Source organism: Pseudomonas antarctica (genome assembly GCF_001647715.1).
In the GTDB taxonomy this organism is placed as follows: Bacteria; Pseudomonadota; Gammaproteobacteria; order Pseudomonadales; family Pseudomonadaceae; genus Aquipseudomonas; species Aquipseudomonas antarctica_A.
In genome coordinates, this window is sequence record NZ_CP015600.1 from 587,135 (window position 1) to 607,504 (window position 20,370).

18 protein-coding genes and 1 riboswitch are annotated in these 20,370 nt (G+C 61.4%); of the genes, 13 read left to right on the plus strand and 5 right to left on the minus strand.

Features of this window, described 5'->3' with window-relative positions; translation table 11 throughout:
• Positions 1-27 precede the first annotated feature (27 nt).
• From A7J50_RS02365 to A7J50_RS02375, 3 genes are read right to left on the minus strand one after another with little or no spacing between them, the layout of a single operon-like run.
• On the minus strand, positions 28-840 hold the full coding sequence (locus A7J50_RS02365) for an aldo/keto reductase (RefSeq protein ID WP_064450377.1): 813 nt from the start codon (positions 838-840) through the stop codon (positions 28-30).
• Complete coding sequence (locus tag A7J50_RS02370; protein WP_064450378.1) at positions 837-2,012, minus strand: NAD(P)/FAD-dependent oxidoreductase; 1,176 nt, start codon at positions 2,010-2,012, stop codon at positions 837-839. Before A7J50_RS02370 ends, A7J50_RS02365 begins: the two co-directional genes overlap by 4 nt.
• A gap of 55 nt (positions 2,013-2,067) precedes the next feature.
• A complete protein-coding gene (locus A7J50_RS02375) occupies positions 2,068-2,403 on the minus strand; it encodes a DMT family transporter (RefSeq protein WP_064450379.1) in 336 nt (111 codons plus the stop codon).
• A 102-nt stretch (positions 2,404-2,505) separates the two neighbouring features.
• Here A7J50_RS02375 and A7J50_RS02380 point away from each other — a divergent pair, with 102 nt between their 5' ends.
• Positions 2,506-3,396, plus strand: coding sequence for a LysR family transcriptional regulator (locus tag A7J50_RS02380; protein ID WP_064450380.1), 891 nt, complete (start codon positions 2,506-2,508; stop codon positions 3,394-3,396).
• A gap of 23 nt (positions 3,397-3,419) precedes the next feature.
• The gene (waaA, locus tag A7J50_RS02385; RefSeq protein ID WP_064450381.1) at positions 3,420-4,697 is read left to right on the plus strand and encodes a lipid IV(A) 3-deoxy-D-manno-octulosonic acid transferase; all 1,278 of its coding nucleotides are present in this window, start codon (positions 3,420-3,422) and stop codon (positions 4,695-4,697) included.
• A gap of 110 nt (positions 4,698-4,807) precedes the next feature.
• On the opposite strand, the gene A7J50_RS02390 is transcribed toward waaA, so the two are convergent.
• Complete coding sequence (locus A7J50_RS02390; protein WP_064450382.1) at positions 4,808-6,247, minus strand: TolC family outer membrane protein; 1,440 nt, start codon at positions 6,245-6,247, stop codon at positions 4,808-4,810.
• A 196-nt stretch (positions 6,248-6,443) separates the two neighbouring features.
• Positions 6,444-6,549, plus strand: a riboswitch (TPP riboswitch).
• Positions 6,550-6,695: 146 nt separating this feature from the next.
• On the opposite strand from A7J50_RS02390, the gene thiC reads away from it, so the two are divergent.
• Both thiC and cytX read left to right on the plus strand, forming a co-directional pair.
• Complete coding sequence (thiC, locus tag A7J50_RS02395; RefSeq protein WP_064450383.1) at positions 6,696-8,585, plus strand: phosphomethylpyrimidine synthase ThiC; 1,890 nt, start codon at positions 6,696-6,698, stop codon at positions 8,583-8,585.
• Between the two features lie 139 nt (positions 8,586-8,724).
• Positions 8,725-10,014: a putative hydroxymethylpyrimidine transporter CytX gene (cytX, locus tag A7J50_RS02400; RefSeq protein WP_064450384.1), complete on the plus strand. Its 1,290-nt coding sequence runs from the start codon at positions 8,725-8,727 to the stop codon at positions 10,012-10,014.
• Here cytX and A7J50_RS02405 read toward each other — a convergent pair.
• On the minus strand, positions 9,983-10,729 hold the full coding sequence (locus tag A7J50_RS02405; RefSeq protein ID WP_064450385.1) for an RsiV family protein: 747 nt from the start codon (positions 10,727-10,729) through the stop codon (positions 9,983-9,985). The genes cytX and A7J50_RS02405 overlap by 32 nt on opposite strands.
• Positions 10,730-10,922: 193 nt before the next feature.
• On the opposite strand from A7J50_RS02405, the gene A7J50_RS02410 reads away from it, so the two are divergent.
• From A7J50_RS02410 to A7J50_RS02450, 9 genes are all read left to right on the plus strand, one after another.
• Complete coding sequence (locus tag A7J50_RS02410; protein WP_064450386.1) at positions 10,923-11,540, plus strand: NUDIX domain-containing protein; 618 nt, start codon at positions 10,923-10,925, stop codon at positions 11,538-11,540.
• Positions 11,531-11,980, plus strand: coding sequence for a DUF1249 domain-containing protein (locus A7J50_RS02415; protein WP_017138485.1), 450 nt, complete (start codon positions 11,531-11,533; stop codon positions 11,978-11,980). Before A7J50_RS02410 ends, A7J50_RS02415 begins: the two co-directional genes overlap by 10 nt.
• A gap of 99 nt (positions 11,981-12,079) precedes the next feature.
• A complete protein-coding gene (cpdA, locus tag A7J50_RS02420) occupies positions 12,080-12,895 on the plus strand; it encodes a 3',5'-cyclic-AMP phosphodiesterase (RefSeq protein WP_064450387.1) in 816 nt (271 codons plus the stop codon).
• Positions 12,896-13,099: 204 nt separating this feature from the next.
• Positions 13,100-13,708, plus strand: coding sequence for a YqiA/YcfP family alpha/beta fold hydrolase (locus tag A7J50_RS02425; protein ID WP_064450388.1), 609 nt, complete (start codon positions 13,100-13,102; stop codon positions 13,706-13,708).
• Positions 13,709-13,753: 45 nt separating this feature from the next.
• Entirely contained in the window at positions 13,754-15,658 is a 1,905-nt protein-coding gene (gene parE, locus A7J50_RS02430; RefSeq protein WP_064450389.1) for a DNA topoisomerase IV subunit B, read from the plus strand.
• Positions 15,658-16,653, plus strand: coding sequence for an esterase-like activity of phytase family protein (locus tag A7J50_RS02435; protein ID WP_064450390.1), 996 nt, complete (start codon positions 15,658-15,660; stop codon positions 16,651-16,653). Before parE ends, A7J50_RS02435 begins: the two co-directional genes overlap by 1 nt.
• Positions 16,650-17,171 carry a retropepsin-like aspartic protease family protein gene (locus A7J50_RS02440; protein WP_064450391.1) on the plus strand — a complete coding sequence of 174 codons (522 nt, stop codon included), beginning with the start codon at positions 16,650-16,652 and terminating at the stop codon, positions 17,169-17,171. The genes A7J50_RS02435 and A7J50_RS02440 overlap by 4 nt, the downstream gene beginning before the upstream one ends.
• A 10-nt stretch (positions 17,172-17,181) precedes the next feature.
• A complete protein-coding gene (parC, locus tag A7J50_RS02445; protein WP_053254034.1) occupies positions 17,182-19,446 on the plus strand; it encodes a DNA topoisomerase IV subunit A in 2,265 nt (754 codons plus the stop codon).
• A 173-nt stretch (positions 19,447-19,619) separates the two neighbouring features.
• Positions 19,620-20,330 carry a PqiC family protein gene (locus A7J50_RS02450; RefSeq protein WP_064450392.1) on the plus strand — a complete coding sequence of 237 codons (711 nt, stop codon included), beginning with the start codon at positions 19,620-19,622 and terminating at the stop codon, positions 20,328-20,330.
• The last annotated feature ends 40 nt before the right edge of the window (positions 20,331-20,370 follow it).

Sequence of the window (20,370 nt, forward strand, 5' to 3'; positions counted from 1 at the left end):
GCGACGGGGTCGGCCGCGTCGGCGGCATCAGAGTTGACGAATGACTTGGGCAGCGGTCGCCACGTTATGGGCCAGGTGCAGCGGATTAATGGTCCCGACAATAGCACTGGCGACACCCGTTTGCGCAAACAACAACATGAAACTGGCGCGAATTGGATCCATTCCAGGCGCAAGACACACATGGCCGCTGGCCAGGGCCTTTTTCACCAGGATGCCTTTGCCATGGGCCGCCGCATAATCAATCACGGCTTTCTCGGCTTGTTCGTTCAGATTGTAGGTGACCATCGCGCAATCACCCTGTTCCAGAGCCTTCACACCGCCTTCGACAGTTTTGCCGGAGAAGCCGAAGCCGCGAATCTTGCCCTCTTTTTTCAGCTCCGCCAGGGTCTGGTACACCTCGCAATCGTTGAGGATATGCAGGTCGTTACCATCGGAATGCACCAGCACCAGGTCAATAAAATCCGTTTCAAGTCTTTTCAAGCTGCGCTCAATCGACAGGCGCGTATGGGCGGCACTGAAGTCATGACGGGACACGCCATCGGCAAATTCTTCGCCGACCTTGCTGACAATCACCCAATCCTTGCGCTGGCCGCGTAACAGCGGCCCCAGGCGTTCTTCGCTGCGGCCATAGGCGGGGGCGGTGTCGATCAGGTTGATGCCCAGCTGTTGGGCTTGGCGCAATAACATCCGTGCTTCGTCGTCGTTGGGAATCTGGAAGCCGTTGGGGTATTTCACCCCCTGGTCGCGGCCCAGCTTGACGGTGCCCAGGCCCAGTGGCGACACCAGCAGGCCGGTGTTGCCCAGTGGGCGATGCAGGTCGTGCAGGGTTGGCAGGCTCATGGCAACAGGTGCTCCCAGGCAGGTTGGCCGAGGGCCGGTTTTGGCAGGTCGGGCAGGGTTTCGCTGGCGCTAGGGCGGATGCCGTCGCGCTCCAGGGCGTTGAGCACGCGATCAGCGAAGTCCGGCGCCAACGCCAGCTTGGTCGGCCAGCCCACCAGCAGGCGGCCTTGTTCGGCGAGGAAGGCGTTGTCGGGGCGGGTCAGGCCCGATTGCAGTGGCTCGGCGCGATCAACCCGCAGCGTGGCCCACTGGGTCTGGCTCATGTCGATCCACGGCAGTAATTGCGCCAGCTCTTTTTGCGCGGTGGCGATCTGTTCTTCAGGCGTGCGTGCGACGCCGTCCGCCTCGGCGATATCGCCGCCCATGTACCACACCCAATTGCCGTCGGCAGCCGGGTGAGTGGTGACGGTGATGCGCGGTTTGGTGCCGCCGCCCAGGCAGTGCGCATACAACGGCTTCAGGCCCGGGCCTTTGGCGATAATCATATGCAGCGGGCGCGTTTGCATGGCGGGTTGGCTGAGGCCCAAAGAGGCCAGCAGATCAGCGGTGCCACCCCCGGCACTCAGCACGATGCGCTGGGCGCGGATCTCGCGGCCATCGACCTTCAACCCCGCGAGCGTGTCGCCGTCCAGCAGCGGTTCGATGTGCTGCCCGGCGAGCAAGCCATCACCGGCCAGTTGGGCCAGGCGTTCGATCAGGCTTGGCACGTCCACCACCAGTTCCGCCAGGCGATAGACCTTGCCCTTGAAGCGTCGGTCCTGCAGGGCCGGGGGCAAGTCGTCGCCTTTGACCTGATCGACACGGCCACGCACGGCCTTGCTGGCGAAGAAGCTGGTGAGGTTGCCGGCAAGTGTGCCGGGGGACCACAGGTAATGGGCTTCGGACAGCAAGCGTACGCCGGACAAGTCCAGCTCGCCGTTACCGGCCAAGGCTTCGCGCCAGCGGCGCGGCATGTCGGCAATTGCTTCGGATGCGCCGGTGAGGGCGCCGTGCAGGGCGTACTTCGCACCGCCGTGGATGATCCCCTGGGACTTCACGCTTTGCCCGCCACCCAGTGTGGCGCTTTCCACCAGCACCGTGGAAAACCCCTGGCGGCGCAGGCGCGCGTTAAGCCAGAGGCCGGCAACTCCGGCGCCGACAATCAGAACGTCGGTGGAAATAACGGATGGCATCGGCGACCTCAGTGTTCAAGACAAGAGGCGCAGTATACAGGCTGTTGAGTGGCGGTCAGTGCCCGGCGGTTTTCGAGAACAGTTGAATGACCACCACACCCAGCACAATCAGGCCCATCCCGAGCATCGCCGGGACATCAAGCTTTTGCCCGTAGATAAACAGCGCCGCGATGCTGACCATCACGATGCCCATGCCGGCCCAGACCGCATACGCCACGCCCACCGGTACAGTGCGCACCACCAGGGTCAGCATCCAGAACGCAATGCTGTAGCCGATGATGACCAGTGCCAGCGGCAGAGGCGTACTCCAGCCCTTGATGGCTTTCATGGAAACGGTTGCAACCACTTCCGAGCAAATGGCAATGGCCAGATAAATATAGGCGGCATTCATGGGGTAGTCCTCGATGTGTTGCAGGCTTGTTTAGGTCGGCATTCTAACGCTTCAGAAGATGAGATAAAGTCATTACCTATCCGAATTAAAGATGGGCTAGCCATGAGCGTGCAGTGGAATCTGGAGCAGATGCGTCTATTTGTGAGCGTCGCCGAGCAGCGTTCGTTCTCGGCTGTAGCGCGCGGCGAGCGCAAGGCGCAATCGGCGGTGAGCAACGCAATTGCCTTGTTGGAGGCTGATTTGGGGCTCAGCCTGTTTGAGCGTAGCAGCGGCCGCCAGCCGCGCCTGACCGAAGCTGGCAGCGTATTGCTGGAGGAGGCACGCGAGGTGCTGCGCCAGTGCGAACGGCTCAATGGCCGGGCGCTGTCACTGACGCGCGGCGAGGAAGCCTGTCTGCGCCTGGCCCAGGATGAAGCCATGTTGTACCAGCCGGTACTCGATAGCCTTGAGGCGCTTGCCGTGCAATTTCCACTCCTGGAAGTGCAGCTGTCCAGCGCCGCGCAAGGCGATGTGGCGCGCAAGCTGGTGGAGCGTAAAGCCGACCTGGGCCTGTTGTTCTATCACGACCAGATGCCCGAGGCCCTTGAGCGTCGGGTGGTGGGCAGTGTGGAAATGGTCACGGTGTGCGGCGTGAACCACCCGTTGGCCAAGGACGAGTATGTGGACTGCCAGCGCCTGGCGCAGTATCGCCAGTTGCTGATGTCGACCCAGACCAGTGTCTACCCCGGCAGCGAAGCCGCCAGCCCGCTGGTGTGGCGTGCCGACAGTTTCTACGTGTTGGCCGAATGGCTGATGAGTGGCCTGGGCTGGGCCTGGTTGCCTCGGCATATCGTGCAGTACCCGACCTACCACCAACAAATGGTGGAATTGAACAGCGAATGGACGCCGCCCGCGCTGGTGGTGGAACTGGTCTGGCGTCGTGACGAGCACCTCGGCCCTGCAGCGCGTTTCCTGACTGAACGATTTGCCGAGTGCTTGCAGGCGATTGACTGAAAAAGCCGATAAACTCCGCCGCCATGAATAGAACTCTCTACAGCTGTCTGTTTTACCTGGCGCTGCCGTTGGTGGCTTTACGTCTGTGGCTGCGTGCGCGCAAGGCGCCGGCCTATGCCAAGCGTGTCGGCGAGCGTTTTTCCTATGGTTTGCCGGTGATGCAGCCGGGCGGGATCTGGGTGCATGCGGTGTCGGTGGGCGAAAGCATTGCCGCTGCGCCAATGATCCGTGGGCTGATGGCGCGCCATCCCACGCTGCCGATCACGGTGACCTGCATGACGCCTACCGGCTCCGAGCGCATCCAGGCGCTGTTCGCCAATGAGCCGCGCATTCAGCACTGCTATTTGCCCTATGACCTGCCTTGCGCGGCCAAGCGTTTTCTTGATCGCGTGCAGCCCAAGCTGGCGGTGATCATGGAAACCGAGTTGTGGCCCAACCACATCCACGCCTGCACACAACGCGGTATTCCAGTGGCGCTGGCCAATGCGCGCCTATCGGCGCGTTCGGCCAAGGGCTATGCGCGTTTCGCCAAGCTGACCGCGCCGATGCTGTCTGAAATGAGCCTGTTCGCGGTGCAGACCCACACCGAAGCCCAGCGTTTTCTGAGCTTGGGTGCGCGCCCGGAAACGGTCGAAGTCACCGGCTCGATCAAGTTCGACCTGACCATCGACCCCGAGCTGCCGGTGCGTGCTGCGGCCTTGCGCGAGCAGTGGGGCGCCAGTGAGCGCCCGGTGTGGATCGCCGCCAGCACCCATGAAGGCGAGGACGACGTGGTACTGGCCGCCCATCGCCAACTGCTCGAAAGTTATCCCAACGCGCTGCTGATATTGGTACCGCGACATCAGGAACGTTTCGGCCCGATGTTCGAGCTGTGTGGGCAACAAGGGTTTGCCACGGTACGCCGCTCCAGCGGTGAAGCCGTTACCGCGCACACCTCGGTGCTGCTCGGCGACACCATGGGCGAGCTGCTGTTTCTCTATGCCCTGGCCGACAGTGCGTTTGTCGGCGGCAGCCTGGTGGCGACCGGTGGGCATAATCCGCTGGAGCCGGCCGCGTTGGGCAAGCCTGTGATCATGGGGCCGCACCTGTTCAACTTCCTCGAAATCAGCGCGATGATGCGCGACGCCGGGGCGTTGCGTGAGGTGGATGATGCTGAGGGATTAGCCGAGGCGGTGCGGCAACTGTTCGAACTGCCGCAGGACGCCTGCAAGATGGCGCAGGCGGGGCTCGCGGTGATGCAGGCCAACCAGGGCGCGCTCAAGCGTTTGCTGGATGGCCTGGACAGACTGATTCAACGCTGATCCAAATGTGGGAGCTGGCTTGCCTGCGATGCAAACGCCTCGGTCCATCAGGTAGACCGAGGTGATGCTATCGCTGGCAAGCCAGCTCCCACATTGGTTTTGTGCTGTGCTCAGTAGCCTGGGCGGGCCTTGAGCTGCTCGGCGGCGGCTTTGGCCAGGTCCGGCGGCAGGAAGTCCTTGTCCGGGTTGTAGTCAGCCTTGAGGTAACGCGTCAGGTCCTGCAAGTCACCTGGGCTGAGCGTGCCCGCGGCCTGCTTCAAGCGCAGGTTGTCGAGGATGTAGTCGTAGCGGCTGTTGTTGTAGTTGCGCACCGACGCGTAGAGCTGGCGCTGTGAATCCAGTACATCGACGATGTTGCGCGTGCCCACCTGATAGCCGATTTCCGTGGCTTCCACCGCGCTCTGGTTAGAGATAATCGACTGGCGACGCGCCTGCACCTGTTCCACATCGGTATTCACCGCACGATGCAGATTGCGGGTGTTTTCCACCACCTGGCGACGCAGGCCTTCGCGTTGCTGTTCGGTTTGATCGAGGCGCGAATAGGATTCGCGCACTTGTGAACTGGTGAGGCCGCCACTGTAGATCGGGATGTTCAGGCGCAAGCCGATGGTGCGCTGGGACACATCGCCACCATAGGGCACCGGCAGTTGGTTAGGGTTGCTGAAACCCAGTGCGTCGTTGTCACCCTTTTCGTATTGCGCCACGGCGTCGAGGGTCGGCAAGTGGCCGGCCTTGCGCTGTCTCAGGGTTTCTTCGGCAGCGGTCACCGCGTAGTTGCTGGCCAGCAGGTTGAGGTTCTGGCGACCGGCGGTTTCAACCCAGGCCTTGGCGTCATTCGGCGCCGGTGGCAGCACCGGCAGTGTGTGCACGACGCCCTGGATCGCGTTGTACTGACGGTTGGTCAGGGTGATCAACGCTTCGAAGGCGTCGTCCACCTGGCGCTGGGCGACGATGCGGTTGGCGCGGGCGGTGTCGTAACTGGCCTGGGATTGCAGCACGTCGGTCTTGTCCGACAGGCCCACATCAAAGCGCTCGTTGGACTGGTCGAGCTGGCGCTTGAAGGCGTTTTCTTCGGCCTTGGTCGACGCCAGGTTGTCCTGGGCGCGCAGCACGGCGAAGTAGTTTTCGGCGCTTTGCAGGATCAGGTTCTGCTCGGTGGCAGAGAGTTGCAGCGAGGCTTGCTCGTTGACGGCTTCGGCGGCTTGCAACTGGAACCAGCGATCGGCGCGGAACAGCGGCTGGCTCAGGGTTGCACGCCAGGAATGCGCGTCACGATTGGCGGTGGCCGCCGGTTGGGCGATCTGGGTGCGCACGTTATTGCTGTCGGCGCCGGCCGAGAGGTTGGGCAGCAAGCCAGCGCGAGCCTGGGGCACCACTTCTTTTTGCGCGCCATATTGAGCGCGGGCGGCGGCCAGGTCGGCGTTGTTGTTCACCGCTTCCTGGTAGACGCTGACCAAATCGGTTTTCGCGGACAAGGGCGCTTCAGCTGCCCAGACCATTCCATTGGTCGCACAAGACACGGCAAGAGCCAGTGAAAGTTTGCGCAGCATGAGGCGATCCCTAGTGTGAATATTACGGCGATAATTTAGCGCCCAAGGCTAAGTTTTGCCATTCCTGGCGTCAAGCATTGTGGCAGCCCCCGAGTGTAGTGGGGCTGACCCGGCGCAACAATCCCGCAATCACGCCATTCATCACGCTGAATGCACCGCTATTGGCAATTTGCCCACGCCATGGTCTAGACTGGCCGCGTTCTTGTCGGGGTGCCTTGTTGGAAGGCTGAGATCGGTAAATACCGGATCCCGTTGAACCTGATCAGGTTAGCGCCTGCGTAGGGAACAAGATTTCTCGTCACCCGGCGAGTCCTCTTGTGCTTCGTCCGGGATGTTGTTCGACAATCGAACAGCCCTCGTGCCTTGCACAGCACTGCTTTCAGTGCGTCCATCCGTCCCAGGTTCGCTCCGACAAAAATCCACCGCCTGGATAGTTGGAGAGCCCGTGATGACTACAAAATTAAAAAACACCGTGCACCTGAGTGAATCGGCCAAGGTCGACTCCGGCTCCGTGCAGCCGTTTACCCGCTCGCAAAAAATCTACGTGCAAGGCACTCGCCCGGACATTCGTGTGCCGATGCGTGAAATCAGCCTGGACGTGACCCCCACCGATTTCGGCGGTGAGATCAACGCGCCCGTGGTGGTGTACGACACCTCCGGCCCGTATACCGACCCCAACGTCATCATCGACGTGCGCAAAGGCCTGGGCGATGTACGTTCGCCGTGGATCGAAGTACGTGGCGACACCGAGCGCCTGTCCGGCTTGAGCTCGCACTTCGGCCAGCAGCGCCTCAGCGATGCCGAGCTTACGGCCCTGCGCTTTGCCCACGTGAAGAACCCGCGCCGCGCGAAGGCCGGCGCCAACGTCACGCAGATGCACTACGCGCGCAAAGGCATCATCACCGCCGAGATGGAATACGTCGCCATCCGCGAAAACATGAAGCTTGAAGAAGCCCGCGCCAGTGGCCTGCTCGACCAGCAACATGCCGGCCACAGTTTCGGCGCCAGCGTGCCAAAAATCATCACCCCCGAATTCGTCCGCGAAGAAATCGCCCGTGGCCGCGCGATTATCCCGGCCAACATCAACCACACCGAACTGGAACCGATGATCATCGGCCGTAACTTCCTGGTGAAGATCAACGGCAACATCGGCAACAGCGCCCTGGGTTCGTCCATTGAAGAAGAAGTGGCGAAACTGACCTGGGGCATCCGCTGGGGCTCGGACACCGTGATGGACTTGTCCACCGGCAAGCACATCCACGAAACCCGCGAATGGATCATCCGCAACTCGCCGGTGCCGATCGGTACCGTGCCGATCTACCAGGCCCTGGAAAAAGTCGGCGGCGCCGCCGAAGACCTGACCTGGGAGCTGTTCCGCGACACGTTGATCGAACAGGCCGAGCAGGGCGTCGACTACTTCACCATCCATGCCGGTGTATTGCTGCGTTACGTACCGCTGACCGCCAAACGCGTCACCGGCATCGTGTCGCGCGGCGGTTCGATCATGGCCAAGTGGTGCCTGGCGCACCACAAAGAGAACTTCACCTACACGCATTTCGACGAAATCTGCGAAATCATGAAGGCCTATGACGTCAGCTTCTCCCTTGGCGACGGCCTGCGCCCGGGGTCGATTGCCGACGCCAACGACGCTGCGCAATTCGGCGAGCTGGAAACCCTCGGCGAGCTGACCAAAATTGCCTGGAAGCACGACGTGCAAACCATGATCGAAGGCCCGGGCCACGTGCCGATGCAGTTGATCAAGGAGAACATGGACAAGCAGTTGGAATGCTGCGACGAGGCGCCGTTCTACACCCTCGGCCCGCTGACTACCGACATTGCACCGGGCTACGACCACATTACCTCGGGCATTGGTGCCGCGATGATCGGCTGGTTTGGTTGCGCCATGCTCTGCTACGTCACGCCCAAGGAACACCTGGGCTTGCCGAACAAGGATGACGTGAAGACCGGGATCATCACCTACAAGATCGCCGCCCACGCTGCGGACTTGGCCAAGGGGCATCCCGGCGCGCAGATTCGCGACAACGCCTTGAGCAAGGCGCGCTTCGAGTTCCGTTGGGAAGACCAGTTCAACCTCGGCCTGGACCCGGACACCGCACGTTCCTACCACGATGAAACCCTGCCGAAGGACTCGGCCAAGGTCGCGCATTTTTGCTCGATGTGCGGGCCGAAGTTCTGCTCGATGAAAATCACCCAGGAAGTGCGTGAGTACGCGGCCAACCAGCGCATTGAAGCGGTGGATGTGGATGTGGCCAAGGGCTTGGCCGAGCAGGCGCAGCGGTTCAAGCAGGAAGGGAGCCAGCTTTACAAGAAGGTCTGATCCGGGATTGTAGGCGCCTGTACCGGCCTCTTCGCGAGCAAGCCCGCTCCCACATTTGAAATGCATTCTAAATGTGGGAGCGGGCTTGCTCGCGAAGGCAATCTGACAAACAACAAAGTGTCCCTCAGAGATAACACCCTTGAGCATTCAACCCAGCACCTATTCCCCTGACATCGCGGTGCCCGCTGACAAACGCGTCTTCGGCGCCCGCGACCTGTTCTCCCTGTGGTTCTCCCTCGGCATCGGCCTGATGGTTCTGCAAACCGGCGCCTTGCTCGCGCCGGGCCTGGGCTTGTCCGGCTCGTTGCTGGCGATTTTCCTCGGCACCCTGGTCGGCGTGCTGTTACTGGCCGCCGTCGGCGTGATTGGCAGCGACACCGGCCTGTCGGCCATGGCCGCGCTTAAACTCAGCCTCGGCGCCCGGGGCGCGAGCCTGCCGGCGTTGCTGAACCTGCTGCAACTGATCGGCTGGGGCTCGTTTGAAATCATCGTGATGCGCGATGCCGCCAGTTTGTTGGGCACGCGCGCGTTCAGCGAAGGCAGCTTGCTGGCGAACCCTTTGCTGTGGACGCTGTTTTTCGGCGGTTTGGCGACGTTGCTGGCGGTCAGCGGCCCGCTGACGTTCGTACGGCAAATCCTGCGCAAATGGGGCATCTGGCTGCTGCTCGCCGCCTGCCTGTGGCTGACCTGGAACCTGTTCGCCAAGGCCGACCTCGCCGCACTCTGGGCCAAGTCCGGTGACGGCTCGATGCCGTTCGCCGTGGGTTTTGATATCGCCATCGCCATGCCGCTGTCTTGGCTGCCGCTGATTGCCGATTACTCACGTTTCGGCAAGCGCGCCAAACATGTCTTCGGCGGTACGGCGCTGGGTTTCTTTATCGGCAATTTCTGGCTGATGAGCCTGGGCGTGGCCTACACCCTGGCGTTTGCGCCGAGTGGTGAGGTGAATGCGCTGTTGCTGGCCCTGGCCGGCGCAGGCTTGGGCATTCCGCTGTTGCTGATCCTGTTGGACGAGTCGGAAAACGCCTTTGCCGATATTCACTCGGCGGCGGTGTCCAGCGGGATTCTGTTGCGTTGGAAAGTCGAGCATCTGGCGCTGGCTATCGGCGTGATCTGCACGTTGATCGCCTGCTTCGCACCGTTGGCGCAGTATCAGAACTTCCTGTTGCTGATCGGCTCGGTGTTTGCGCCTTTGTTCGGCGTGGTGCTGGTGGATCACTTTATCCTGCGCCGCCGTGGCCAAGGCGCGGTTGGCAACCTGCACTGGCCTGCGCTGGTGGCCTGGTTGGGCGGCATCGGCACGTATCATCTGCTCGCCAATCTTTATCCGGATATCGGCGCAACCCTGCCGGCACTGGTGCTGGCAGGATTGCTGCAGTTCATCCTGGGCCGGGCCTTCAGTGGCGTGCGGGCGCCAGTTCGGGCTTGAGTACGCCGGTGAGGCGCGCATAGGGGATGGTCATTTCGATCAGCCCCAATGCGTAAGGCGCAATCGTCGCCACGTTGTACTTGAGCACCACGCCGTTGCTGGTCAAGGCCACGTTCGGCGTTTTCTGGAACGGCCAGCTCTTCACGAACTCCGGGTCACGGTCCATCTGCGAGTTGATCAGCCAGCTGTTGTGGGCGACTTTCGCGGTATTCCAGAACGCTTGCTCCTGGCCCGGCAACAGCATGTCGGTCAGGCTCAGTTCCTTGTGCAGCAGGCGTGAATAGTTGATGAACCCACGGCCGGGCTCGCCATGGGCGGCGCCGGTGTCGAGGTAGCTGGACACCTCGATGATCACAAGTCCGTCATGCTGCTCACGTACCTTGGCCTGCAAGTACATGCTGTTGCGGTCGGGCGATTCGCGCAGGAACTTGTCGCGGTAGGCATTCAGCGTCGGCGGCACGCTGGCGCCGGGTGTGGTGCGGGTCATTTGCAGCAGGCGCTGCTCCACCAGCGTGTCGAGTTGCGGCTCGGTGGGGAAGTGCACGGTATCGATGTTCACCAGCGGACAATCAGGGCTGTTGCAGCCGGGTTTGATCTGCTCCGAGGCGTCTGGCTTGGTATCCAGCGGCTTTAGGTAGCTGGGCTGGAACAGGCTCTGGCAAGCACCGAGGGTCAAGGCAATACAGGCCACGGAGGCGACTTTTAAAAGCGACATGTGTGTCCTTCGGAAATCGATGGGAAGCGAAAAGAGTAGCGCTTGGACTGCCAACAGGGCAGTCAGTTCGCCACTAAGCTGATTAGAGTGAGTTTGACGTCCGCCGTCTATCCCGGCAACTGGAAAGGGGCTGCACCAACGGGCAGGAGCGCGTTAGGATGGCGCGAATTGCATGGGCATAACGAGGACAGACATGACGGACATTGCCAAGTCGACGCCGCACAAGATCGAGATTGTTCAGCGCGACACTGCTTACCAGGGCTTCTACACGCTTGATCGCGTGCAGTTGCGCCACGAGAAATTCGATGGCGGCATGAGCCGGGTGATCAATCGCGAAGTCTTCGTTCGGCATGACGCGGTGTGCGTGTTGCCTTACGACCCGCAGCGCGATGAAGTGGTCCTGATCGAGCAGTTTCGTGTCGGCGCCATGGGCCGTACCGACAACCCGTGGCTGGTGGAAATGGTCGCCGGCCTGATCGACAAGGATGAAGAACCGGAGGAGGTTGCACACCGCGAAGCCGAGGAGGAAGCTGGGCTTACATTCTCCGCGCTGTGGCCGATCACCCAGTATTTTCCATCGCCCGGTGGCAGCACTGAATTCGTCCACTTGTACCTGGGCCGTTGCGACAGCGCCGGGGCGGGTGGCGTCCATGGACTGGAAGAAGAAGCAGAAGATATCCGCGTCACCCCTTGGGCGTTCGAAGATGCCTTGCAAGCGGTGCGTGACGGCAAAATTTCCAACGCAGCCAGCATTATCGCCCTGCAATGGCTTGCGCTTAATCGCGCGGAAGTGAGGGGGTTATGGCAGTAAAGGCACGGGAACGTTATCGAGTCGACCTGATCGGGCTGCAAGCCGCCTGCGAGGCTAACTATGCGCGGTTGATGCGCTTGCTCCCCGACATGCGCCACGCCCCCGAAGCGCGGCGCATTGCCGTGACCCACGGCGACCAGATGCTCGGCGTACTGACCCTCGAGGTGATCGTCAACTGCCCGTACACCACTACCCTGCGTGTGCGCCAGGAACACAGCCTGCCGTGGCTGCCGGTGCCGCAGCTGGAAGTGCAGGTGTATCACGATGCGCGAATGGCCGAAGTGATCAGCGCCGAACATGCACGCCGCTTTCGCAGCATCTATCCTTACCCGAATGTGTTCATGCACCAGCCCGATGAGAAAGCACAGCTCAATGTGTTCCTCGGTGAATGGTTGAGTCACTGCCTGGCCCTGGGCCACGAGTTTGAAGTCGTGCGGTAGATGTGAACTGCGTCTGCTTCCTCCGCTTTCCTCTTTGTGTCCTGCCCCAGCATAATCGCGCCAAATGTCCATTTCCTGTGATTGCCTTGGGAGAGCGCCTTGCCAAGCGTGTCCGCCTTGAACCCTGATGCGCCGGCGTTGCTGGTGCAGTTGTCCGACAGCCACCTGTTTGCCGAGGCCGACGGCACGCTGCTGGGCATGAATACCTGCGAGAGCCTGCAGCGGGTGATCGAGTTGGTACGCGAGCAGCAGCCGCAGATCGATTTGGTGCTGGCAACGGGCGATTTGTCCCAGGACGGCACGCTTGAGTCTTATCAACAGTTTCGCGACCTGACTCGGCCGATTGATGCGCCGGCGCGCTGGATTCCCGGCAACCACGACGAGCCACAGATCATGGCGCACGCCGCCGTGCACAGTGATCTGCTGGAGCCGGTGGTCGACATCGGCAACTGGCGCGTCACCCTGCTGGATTCGGCAGTTCCCGGTTCGGTACCCGGTTACCTGCAAGATCAGCAACTGCAATTGTTGGCCCAGTCCTTGAGTGAGGCGCCGGGTCGGCACCATCTGGTGTGCTTTCACCATCATCCGGTGCCTATCGGCTGTGCCTGGATGGAGCCCATCGGGCTGCGCAACCCCGACGCCTTGTTTGCCGTACTCGACCGTTTTCCGCAGGTCAAGGCGGTGCTGTGGGGGCATGTGCACCAAGAGATCGACCGCGAACGCAACGGTGTACGCCTGCTGGCTTCGCCGTCCACCTGCATCCAGTTCACGCCGGGCAGTGAAGACTTCCAGGTCAGCGAACAAGCGCCAGGCTACCGCTGGCTGCGCCTGCACGCCGACGGACGGTTGGAAACTGGCGTTGAGCGAGTCAAAGGCTTTGCCTTTACCGTGGATTACGGCAGCAACGGCTACTAAAAGCTGTAAACACTGATCAAAATGTGAGAGCTGGCTTGCCTGCGATAGCGGCATGCCGGTTAACAAATGTGTGGCTGATACACCGCCATCGCAGGCAAGCCAGCTCCCACGGTGGATCTTCTGTGTCCTTTAGATAGAGGGACTCACACACCCCCTCGATCCCTGTAAACTGCGCCTCTTTGGCTGAAGCACGGAGAGCCCGGCATGTCCGCTTCGATCTTGTATATCCACGGTTTCAACAGCGCGCCTGCGTCCAACAAGGCCAGCCAACTGATGACTGTGATGGACAGCCTCGGCCTGGCCGACCAATTGCGCGTGCCGGCCCTGCATCACCACCCCCGCCAGGCGATTCCCCAGTTGGAGGAGGCCATTGCACAGCTGGGTCGGCCGCTGCTGGTCGGCAGCTCACTCGGCGGCTACTATGCAACCCATCTTGCCGAACGCCATGGCCTTAAGGCGCTGCTGGTCAACCCGGCGGTCAGCCCTCATCGGATGTTCGACGGTTACCTGGGCACCCAGAAGAACCTTTATACCGATGAAACCTGGGAATTGACCCACGATCACGTCACGGCACTGGCCGAGCTGGAAGTCCCGGCGCCCCAGGATGCCGCGCGTTATCAGGTGTGGTTGCAGACCGGCGATGAAACACTGGACTATCGCCTCGCCCAACAGTATTACCGAGCCTGTGCCTTGCGCATCCAGGCCGGTGGCGACCATGGTTATCAAGGGTTCGCCCTGCAATTGCCGGCAATGTTGAGCTTTGCCGGCATTGGCCCTGATCAGTATCAATCCTTCGATTTTTCTTCACTGTAAGAATCGCAGGTTACTTTTTAATCGAACGACTCACGACGAGACCCCATGGCCACTCCCAGCGCTAGCTCTTATAACGCCGACGCCATCGAAGTCCTCTCGGGCCTCGACCCGGTGCGCAAACGCCCCGGCATGTACACCGACACCAGTCGGCCGAACCACCTTGCCCAGGAAGTCATCGACAACAGCGTCGACGAAGCCTTGGCCGGGCACGCCAAGTCGGTACACGTCATCCTCCATGCCGACCATTCCCTGGAAGTGTCTGACGATGGTCGCGGCATGCCGGTGGATATTCACCCGGAAGAGGGTGTGTCGGGCGTCGAGCTGATCCTCACCAAGCTGCACGCCGGCGGCAAGTTCTCCAACAAGAACTACCAGTTCTCCGGTGGCTTGCACGGTGTGGGTATTTCGGTGGTCAACGCCCTGTCCACACTGGTGCGGGTCAAGGTCAAGCGCGACGGCAACGAGTACCAGATGACCTTCGCCGATGGCTACAAAGCCACCGACCTGGAAGTGATCGGCACCGTCGGCAAGCGCAACACCGGCACCAGCGTGTACTTCGCGCCGGACCCTAAATACTTCGATTCGCCAAAATTCTCCATCAGCCGCCTTAAACACGTGCTCAAGGCCAAGGCGGTTCTGTGCCCGGGCCTGCTGGTCAGCTTTGAAGACAAAGGCACCGGCGAAAAGGTCGAGTGGCACTACGAAGACGGCCTGCGCTCCTACCTGGAAGACTCCGTCAGCGACTTCGAACGCCTGCCCAACGAGCCGTTCTGCGGCAGCCTGGCCGGTAATAAAGAAGCGGTCGACTGGGCGCTGCTGTGGTTGCCCGAAGGCGGCGACAGCGTGCAGGAAAGCTACGTCAACCTGATCCCCACCGCTCAGGGCGGCACCCACGTCAATGGTTTGCGCCAGGGTTTGCTCGATGCCATGCGCGAATTCTGCGAATACCGCAGCCTGTTGCCGCGCGGCGTGAAGCTGGCGCCGGAAGACGTGTGGGAGCGCATCGCGTTCGTACTGTCGATGAAAATGCAGGAGCCGCAATTCTCCGGCCAGACCAAAGAACGGCTGTCGTCCCGTGAGGCGGCTGCGTTTGTTTCCGGTGTGGTCAAGGACGCCTTCAGCCTGTGGCTCAATGAACACCCGGAACTGGGCCTGGCCCTGGCGGAGTTGGCGATCAACAACGCCGGCCGTCGCCTCAAAGCCAGCAAAAAGGTCGAGCGCAAGCGCATTACGGCTGGCCCGGCACTGCCGGGCAAACTGGCCGATTGCGCCGGGCAAGACCCGATGCGTTCCGAGCTGTTCCTGGTGGAAGGTGACTCCGCCGGCGGTTCCGCCAAGCAAGCGCGGGACAAGGAATTCCAGGCGATCCTGCCGTTACGCGGCAAGATCCTCAACACCTGGGAAGTCGACGGCAGCGAAGTCCTGGCCAGCCAGGAAGTGCACAACATTGCCGTGGCCATCGGCGTCGACCCGGGCGCGGCAGACATCAGCCAGCTGCGCTACGGCAAGATCTGCATCCTCGCCGACGCCGACTCTGACGGCCTGCACATCGCCACGTTGCTGTGCGCGCTGTTCGTCCAGCACTTCCGCCCACTGGTGGATGCCGGTCACGTCTATGTCGCGATGCCGCCGCTGTACCGCATCGACTTGGGCAAAGAGATTTTCTACGCCCTCGACGAAGCCGAGCGCGATGGCATCCTCGACCGTCTGGTCGCCGAGAAAAAGCGCGGCAAACCACAGGTCACACGATTCAAAGGTCTGGGTGAGATGAACCCGCCGCAGCTGCGCGAAACCACCATGGACCCGAACACTCGGCGCCTTGTGCAGTTGACCCTGGAAGACTTCGCCGGCACGTCGGAAATGATGGACATGTTGCTGGCGAAGAAGCGTGCACCGGATCGCAAAGCCTGGCTGGAGTCCAAAGGCAACCTGGCCGAGGTTCTGGGCTGATGCGCACAGGTTTCGCCCTGGCGATCCTGATGTTGAGCGGGTTGGCGGCCACCGAGGTAGTCGCCGCGCCCGCGGTTGAGCTTAAACTCGTGTCCGAACACCCGGTGGACGGCATGCGCGGCGGTAACCTGTCGGGCCTGGCCCTGTGTGGCAAAGAGCTGTGGACTGTTTCCGACCGCGATGACGACCAGATCTACCGCCTCGATCTCAGCGCGCCGACCTGGAAGGCCGAAACGCTGAAGATCGACGTGCCGCCGGTGCCGGAGTCCGGTTTACCGTGGGGGCTGCGCTCGCGCACCAAGGCTGCTTCGTTCATTCGCGGTGGTGACCTGGACTTTGAAGGCATCACCTGCGATGCCGCCGGTAACCGCTACATTGTCAGCGAAGCCCATGCGGCAGTGCTGCAAGTGCCGGTGAGCGGTGCGCCGCAGTGGTTGAAAATCGCCCCGGGCATGGTGCGCGAAGCACGGGCCAGCGGCATGTTGCTGCATTTCAATGCCTTGTTCGAAGGCTTGGCGATCAACCCGCAAGGCAATCAGATCTGGCTGGCCGCCGAGCGTGAGCGACGTGGCTTGATCTCGATCAAGCGCGGGCAAAGTGTGTGGGATTGTGAGGGGCCTTGTGTGTTGCTGAGCGAGGCCGGGCAGGAAGTGCAGCCGGTGCAGTTCACCCATGCCAAGGCCGTGTCCAAGGATTTTGCCGACCTCGCGCTGTTCAACGGCAAGCTGTTTACGCTGGAACGCAATGCGTTCCAGATTTGCCGGCGCGATGCGGTCACTGCAAAAGTCGAGTTGTGCTGGTCGTTTGCCGACGAGACCCTGACGCCGAATCGGCGTTATGCCCAGCCTTATGGTTTGGCCGAAGCACTGGTGGTGGATGCCGACGGAGCCTGGCTGGGGATCGACAACAATTTCGGCCCTCGTGCCGATGGTGAAAAACGGCCGATGGTCTATCGTTTTGCCGCGCCGGCCGGTGGCTGGGGCGCTCAGCCATGAGTGCACAACCGCCCGGCAAGCGCGCCGGACGTGTGCTGATGTTCGTGGCGTGGGGAGCGGGGCTGTTTTTGGCCACACGGTTTTTTGGGCAGTGGGAAGCGCGTCAGCAAAACCCGAATGCCGTGGTGACCTCGGAACAGCACGAGGGTTACATCGAAGTGAAATTGCTCGGCAACGGCCAAGGCCATTTTGTTGCCAGCGGCCAGATCAACGGTCAACCGGTGGAGTTTATGCTCGACACCGGGGCGACCGACGTGGCGGTTCCGGCCGAATTGGCCGACCGTCTCGGGCTCAAGCGTGGCATGCCGGTGACCTTGAGCACCGCCAATGGGCGGAGTCAGGGCTACCGTACCCAGCTCGACCGCCTGAAACTGGGCGATATCGTCCTTCAGGACGTCCGTGCGCTGGTGGCGCCGGGCTTGGGCGGGGAACAGGTGCTGTTGGGCATGAGTGCATTGAAACAACTTGAATTTACCCAGCGCAGCGGCACATTGCTGCTGCGCCAGACCAAACAATGATGAGGCCCGCATGAGTGACATCCTCGCAGACAGCTTAGATGGCGTAGAACGCCGATCGCTGGCTGACTTCACCGAAAATGCCTACCTCAACTACTCCATGTACGTGATCATGGACCGTGCCTTGCCGCATATCGGCGACGGCCTGAAGCCGGTACAACGGCGCATTATCTACGCCATGAGTGAGTTGGGCCTGGACGCTGATTCCAAGCACAAGAAGTCGGCGCGTACCGTCGGTGACGTGCTCGGTAAGTTCCACCCCCACGGCGACTCTGCGTGCTATGAAGCCATGGTGCTGATGGCCCAGCCGTTCAGCTACCGCTACACCTTGGTGGACGGGCAAGGTAACTGGGGTGCGCCGGATGATCCCAAGTCTTTCGCTGCCATGCGTTATACCGAGGCGCGCCTGTCGCGTTATTCGGAAGTGCTGCTCAGCGAGTTGGGGCAGGGCACCGCTAACTGGGGGCCGAACTTCGACGGCACCCTGGACGAACCCCTGGTGTTGCCGGCGCGTTTGCCGAATATCCTGCTCAATGGCACCACCGGCATTGCGGTCGGCATGGCCACCGACGTGCCGCCGCACAACCTGCGTGAAGTGGCCACCGCCTGCGTGCGCTTGCTGGACGAGCCCAAAGCCACGGTCGAGCAACTCTGCGAGCATATCCAGGGCCCGGATTACCCGACCGAAGCGGAAATCATCACACCGCGCGCCGACCTGCTGAAGATGTACGAGACCGGCAAGGGCTCGGTGCGCATGCGCGCGGTTTATCACATCGAAGATGGCGACATTATCGTCACCGCGCTGCCGCATCAGGTGTCCGGTGCCAAGGTGCTGGAACAGATCGCTGCGCTGATGCAGGCCAAACCGTCGAAATTGCCGCAAGTTGCGGACCTGCGTGATGAGTCTGACCACGAAAACCCATGCCGCATCGTGATCATCCCGACCAATAGCCGCGTCGACCACGAAGTGCTGATGCAGCATCTGTTCGCCAGCACCGACCTGGAGTCCAGCTACCGGGTCAACGTCAACATCATCGGCCTGGACGGCAAGCCGCAGCTGAAAAACCTGCGCAACCTGCTGGTGGAGTGGCTGGAGTTCCGCGTGCAGACCGTACGTCGCCGCCTGCAATTCCGTCTCGACAAGGTTGAGCGTCGCTTGCACCTGTTGGACGGTTTGCTGATTGCCTACCTCAACCTGGATGAAGTGATCCACATCATCCGTACTGCAGAGCACCCGAAAGCCGAGCTGATCGCGCGTTTCGAGCTGAGCGAGATCCAGGCCGACTACATCCTCGATACCCGCTTGCGCCAATTGGCGCGACTGGAAGAAATGAAGCTGCGTGACGAGCAAGATGCACTGCTTAAAGAGCAAGCCAAGCTGCAAGCCCTGCTGGGCAGCGAAGCCAAACTCAAGAAGCTGGTGCGCAGTGAGCTGATCAAAGACGCCGAAACCTATGGTGATGATCGCCGCTCGCCAATCGTCGAGCGCGCTGAAGCCAAAGCTCTGACAGAAACCGAGCTGCTACCTAACGAGAAAATTACCGTCGTTCTGTCGGAAAAGGGTTGGGTTCGTTCCGCCAAAGGGCATGATATTGACGCCACCGGCCTCTCCTACAAGGCGGGTGATGGTTTCAAGACCGCTGCGGCCGGGCGTTCCAACCAGTTTGCGGTGTTTATCGACTCTACCGGGCGCAGTTATTCGGTGCCGGCGCACACCTTGCCATCGGCACGGGGCCAGGGCGAGCCACTGACCGGGCGCCTCACGCCGCCACCGGGGGCGAATTTCGAGTGTGTGCTGCTGCCGGACGATGATTCGCTGTATGTGATCGCCTCCGATGCGGGTTACGGTTTTGTGGTCAAGGGCGAAGACCTGCAGGCCAAGAACAAGGCGGGCAAGGCATTGTTGAGCTTGCCCAACAACGCCAAGGTGATCCTGCCGCGCACCGTGGACGACCGCGAGAGCAACTGGCTGGCGTCGGTGACCACCGAGGGGCGTTTGCTGGTGTTCAAAATCAGCGACTTGCCGCAGTTGGGCAAAGGCAAGGGCAACAAGATAATCGGGATTCCCGGGGAGCGTGTGGCCAGTCGCGAAGAGTACGTGACCGACATCGCCGTGATCCCGGAAGGTTCAACCCTGGTGCTCCAGGCCGGCAAGCGCACGCTGTCGTTGCGCCCTGACGACCTTGAACACTACAAGGGTGAGCGTGGCCGACGCGGCAACAAACTGCCGCGGGGTTTCCAGCGAGTGGATGCTTTGCTCGTGGAAACGCCTGTTTAACGCCGATTAGAGCCCTCGATCTACGATTTAACGCGTAGATCGACGCTTTGGCGCTGGAGTCAGGGCGCATATTCACGGATGATATGGCCTTTCCAGCGCCGGCGTGGCCGAGCGTGTTTAGGTTATTTTTAGTATTACATTGTGGTTCGCCTTGTGGCAGCCACCTGGATGGGATGATGACTGCTCCACGCCTTCCTTTAATTTTGATGCTCGCTGGCCTTTTGGGGCTGGCGGGCTGCAGCACACACCAGCCTGTGTCGCTGTACCAGCTGGACAGCGGAAGTCCGGCTCAGCCCGCTCAAACGGCGGGTATGGCCGTATTGCTTGGCCCGGTCGTCGTTGCCGATTACCTGCAACGTGAAACCCTGCTGCAACGTCAGAACGACGGCAGCCTGCAAGGTTCCACAGATGGTCGTTGGGCGGGCAGTTTGTCGTCCGATATCAACCAACTGATGCTGCGCCAGGTTGCAGGCCATCTCGACAGCCAGCGCGTGGTGCTTGCACCGGCGCCAACCGGCTTCACACCGGATGTGCAGGTGTTGCTGACGATTACGCGGCTCGACTCGGGGGCCTCGCAGCCGGCGATCCTGGATGCGCAGTGGCGTTTGATCGACCGTCGTGGGCAAGTGCGCGATAACCGCATCGTGCATCTGCAGGAAGAGCACACCGGCACCACCGCGTCCCAGGTTCAGGCCCAGGGCGTGCTGTTGCAGCATTTGGCGCAGCAGTTGTCGGTGGCGCTCAAGCCGCTGGCTAATCAGCCGCCGGTTGCCGAGGCACCGCGTAAGCAGGCCCCGGCTCAGGCCAAACCGGCAGTGCCGGGAAAGCCGAAGATGCCGATGGCAACGCCGATTCGTACGGATATGGAAGTGTTCAGGTTCTGACCTGAAACCGACCCACAAAAAAGGCCCGCTGACTCAGCGG

Coding starts and splice junctions, on each gene's coding strand:
- A7J50_RS02375 (WP_064450379.1), bottom strand. CDS start 2,403: ATGAATGCCGCCTATATTTATCTGGCCATTGCCATTTGCTCGGAAGTG.
- parC (WP_053254034.1), top strand. CDS start 17,182: ATGAGTGACATCCTCGCAGACAGCTTAGATGGCGTAGAACGCCGATCG.
- A7J50_RS02440 (WP_064450391.1), top strand. CDS start 16,650: ATGAGTGCACAACCGCCCGGCAAGCGCGCCGGACGTGTGCTGATGTTC.
- A7J50_RS02450 (WP_064450392.1), top strand. CDS start 19,620: ATGATGACTGCTCCACGCCTTCCTTTAATTTTGATGCTCGCTGGCCTT.
- A7J50_RS02415 (WP_017138485.1), top strand. CDS start 11,531: ATGGCAGTAAAGGCACGGGAACGTTATCGAGTCGACCTGATCGGGCTG.
- A7J50_RS02390 (WP_064450382.1), bottom strand. CDS start 6,247: ATGCTGCGCAAACTTTCACTGGCTCTTGCCGTGTCTTGTGCGACCAAT.
- A7J50_RS02410 (WP_064450386.1), top strand. CDS start 10,923: ATGACGGACATTGCCAAGTCGACGCCGCACAAGATCGAGATTGTTCAG.
- parE (WP_064450389.1), top strand. CDS start 13,754: ATGGCCACTCCCAGCGCTAGCTCTTATAACGCCGACGCCATCGAAGTC.
- A7J50_RS02435 (WP_064450390.1), top strand. CDS start 15,658: ATGCGCACAGGTTTCGCCCTGGCGATCCTGATGTTGAGCGGGTTGGCG.
- waaA (WP_064450381.1), top strand. CDS start 3,420: ATGAATAGAACTCTCTACAGCTGTCTGTTTTACCTGGCGCTGCCGTTG.
- A7J50_RS02425 (WP_064450388.1), top strand. CDS start 13,100: ATGTCCGCTTCGATCTTGTATATCCACGGTTTCAACAGCGCGCCTGCG.
- A7J50_RS02380 (WP_064450380.1), top strand. CDS start 2,506: ATGAGCGTGCAGTGGAATCTGGAGCAGATGCGTCTATTTGTGAGCGTC.
- thiC (WP_064450383.1), top strand. CDS start 6,696: ATGACTACAAAATTAAAAAACACCGTGCACCTGAGTGAATCGGCCAAG.
- A7J50_RS02405 (WP_064450385.1), bottom strand. CDS start 10,729: ATGTCGCTTTTAAAAGTCGCCTCCGTGGCCTGTATTGCCTTGACCCTC.
- A7J50_RS02365 (WP_064450377.1), bottom strand. CDS start 840: ATGAGCCTGCCAACCCTGCACGACCTGCATCGCCCACTGGGCAACACC.
- A7J50_RS02370 (WP_064450378.1), bottom strand. CDS start 2,012: ATGCCATCCGTTATTTCCACCGACGTTCTGATTGTCGGCGCCGGAGTT.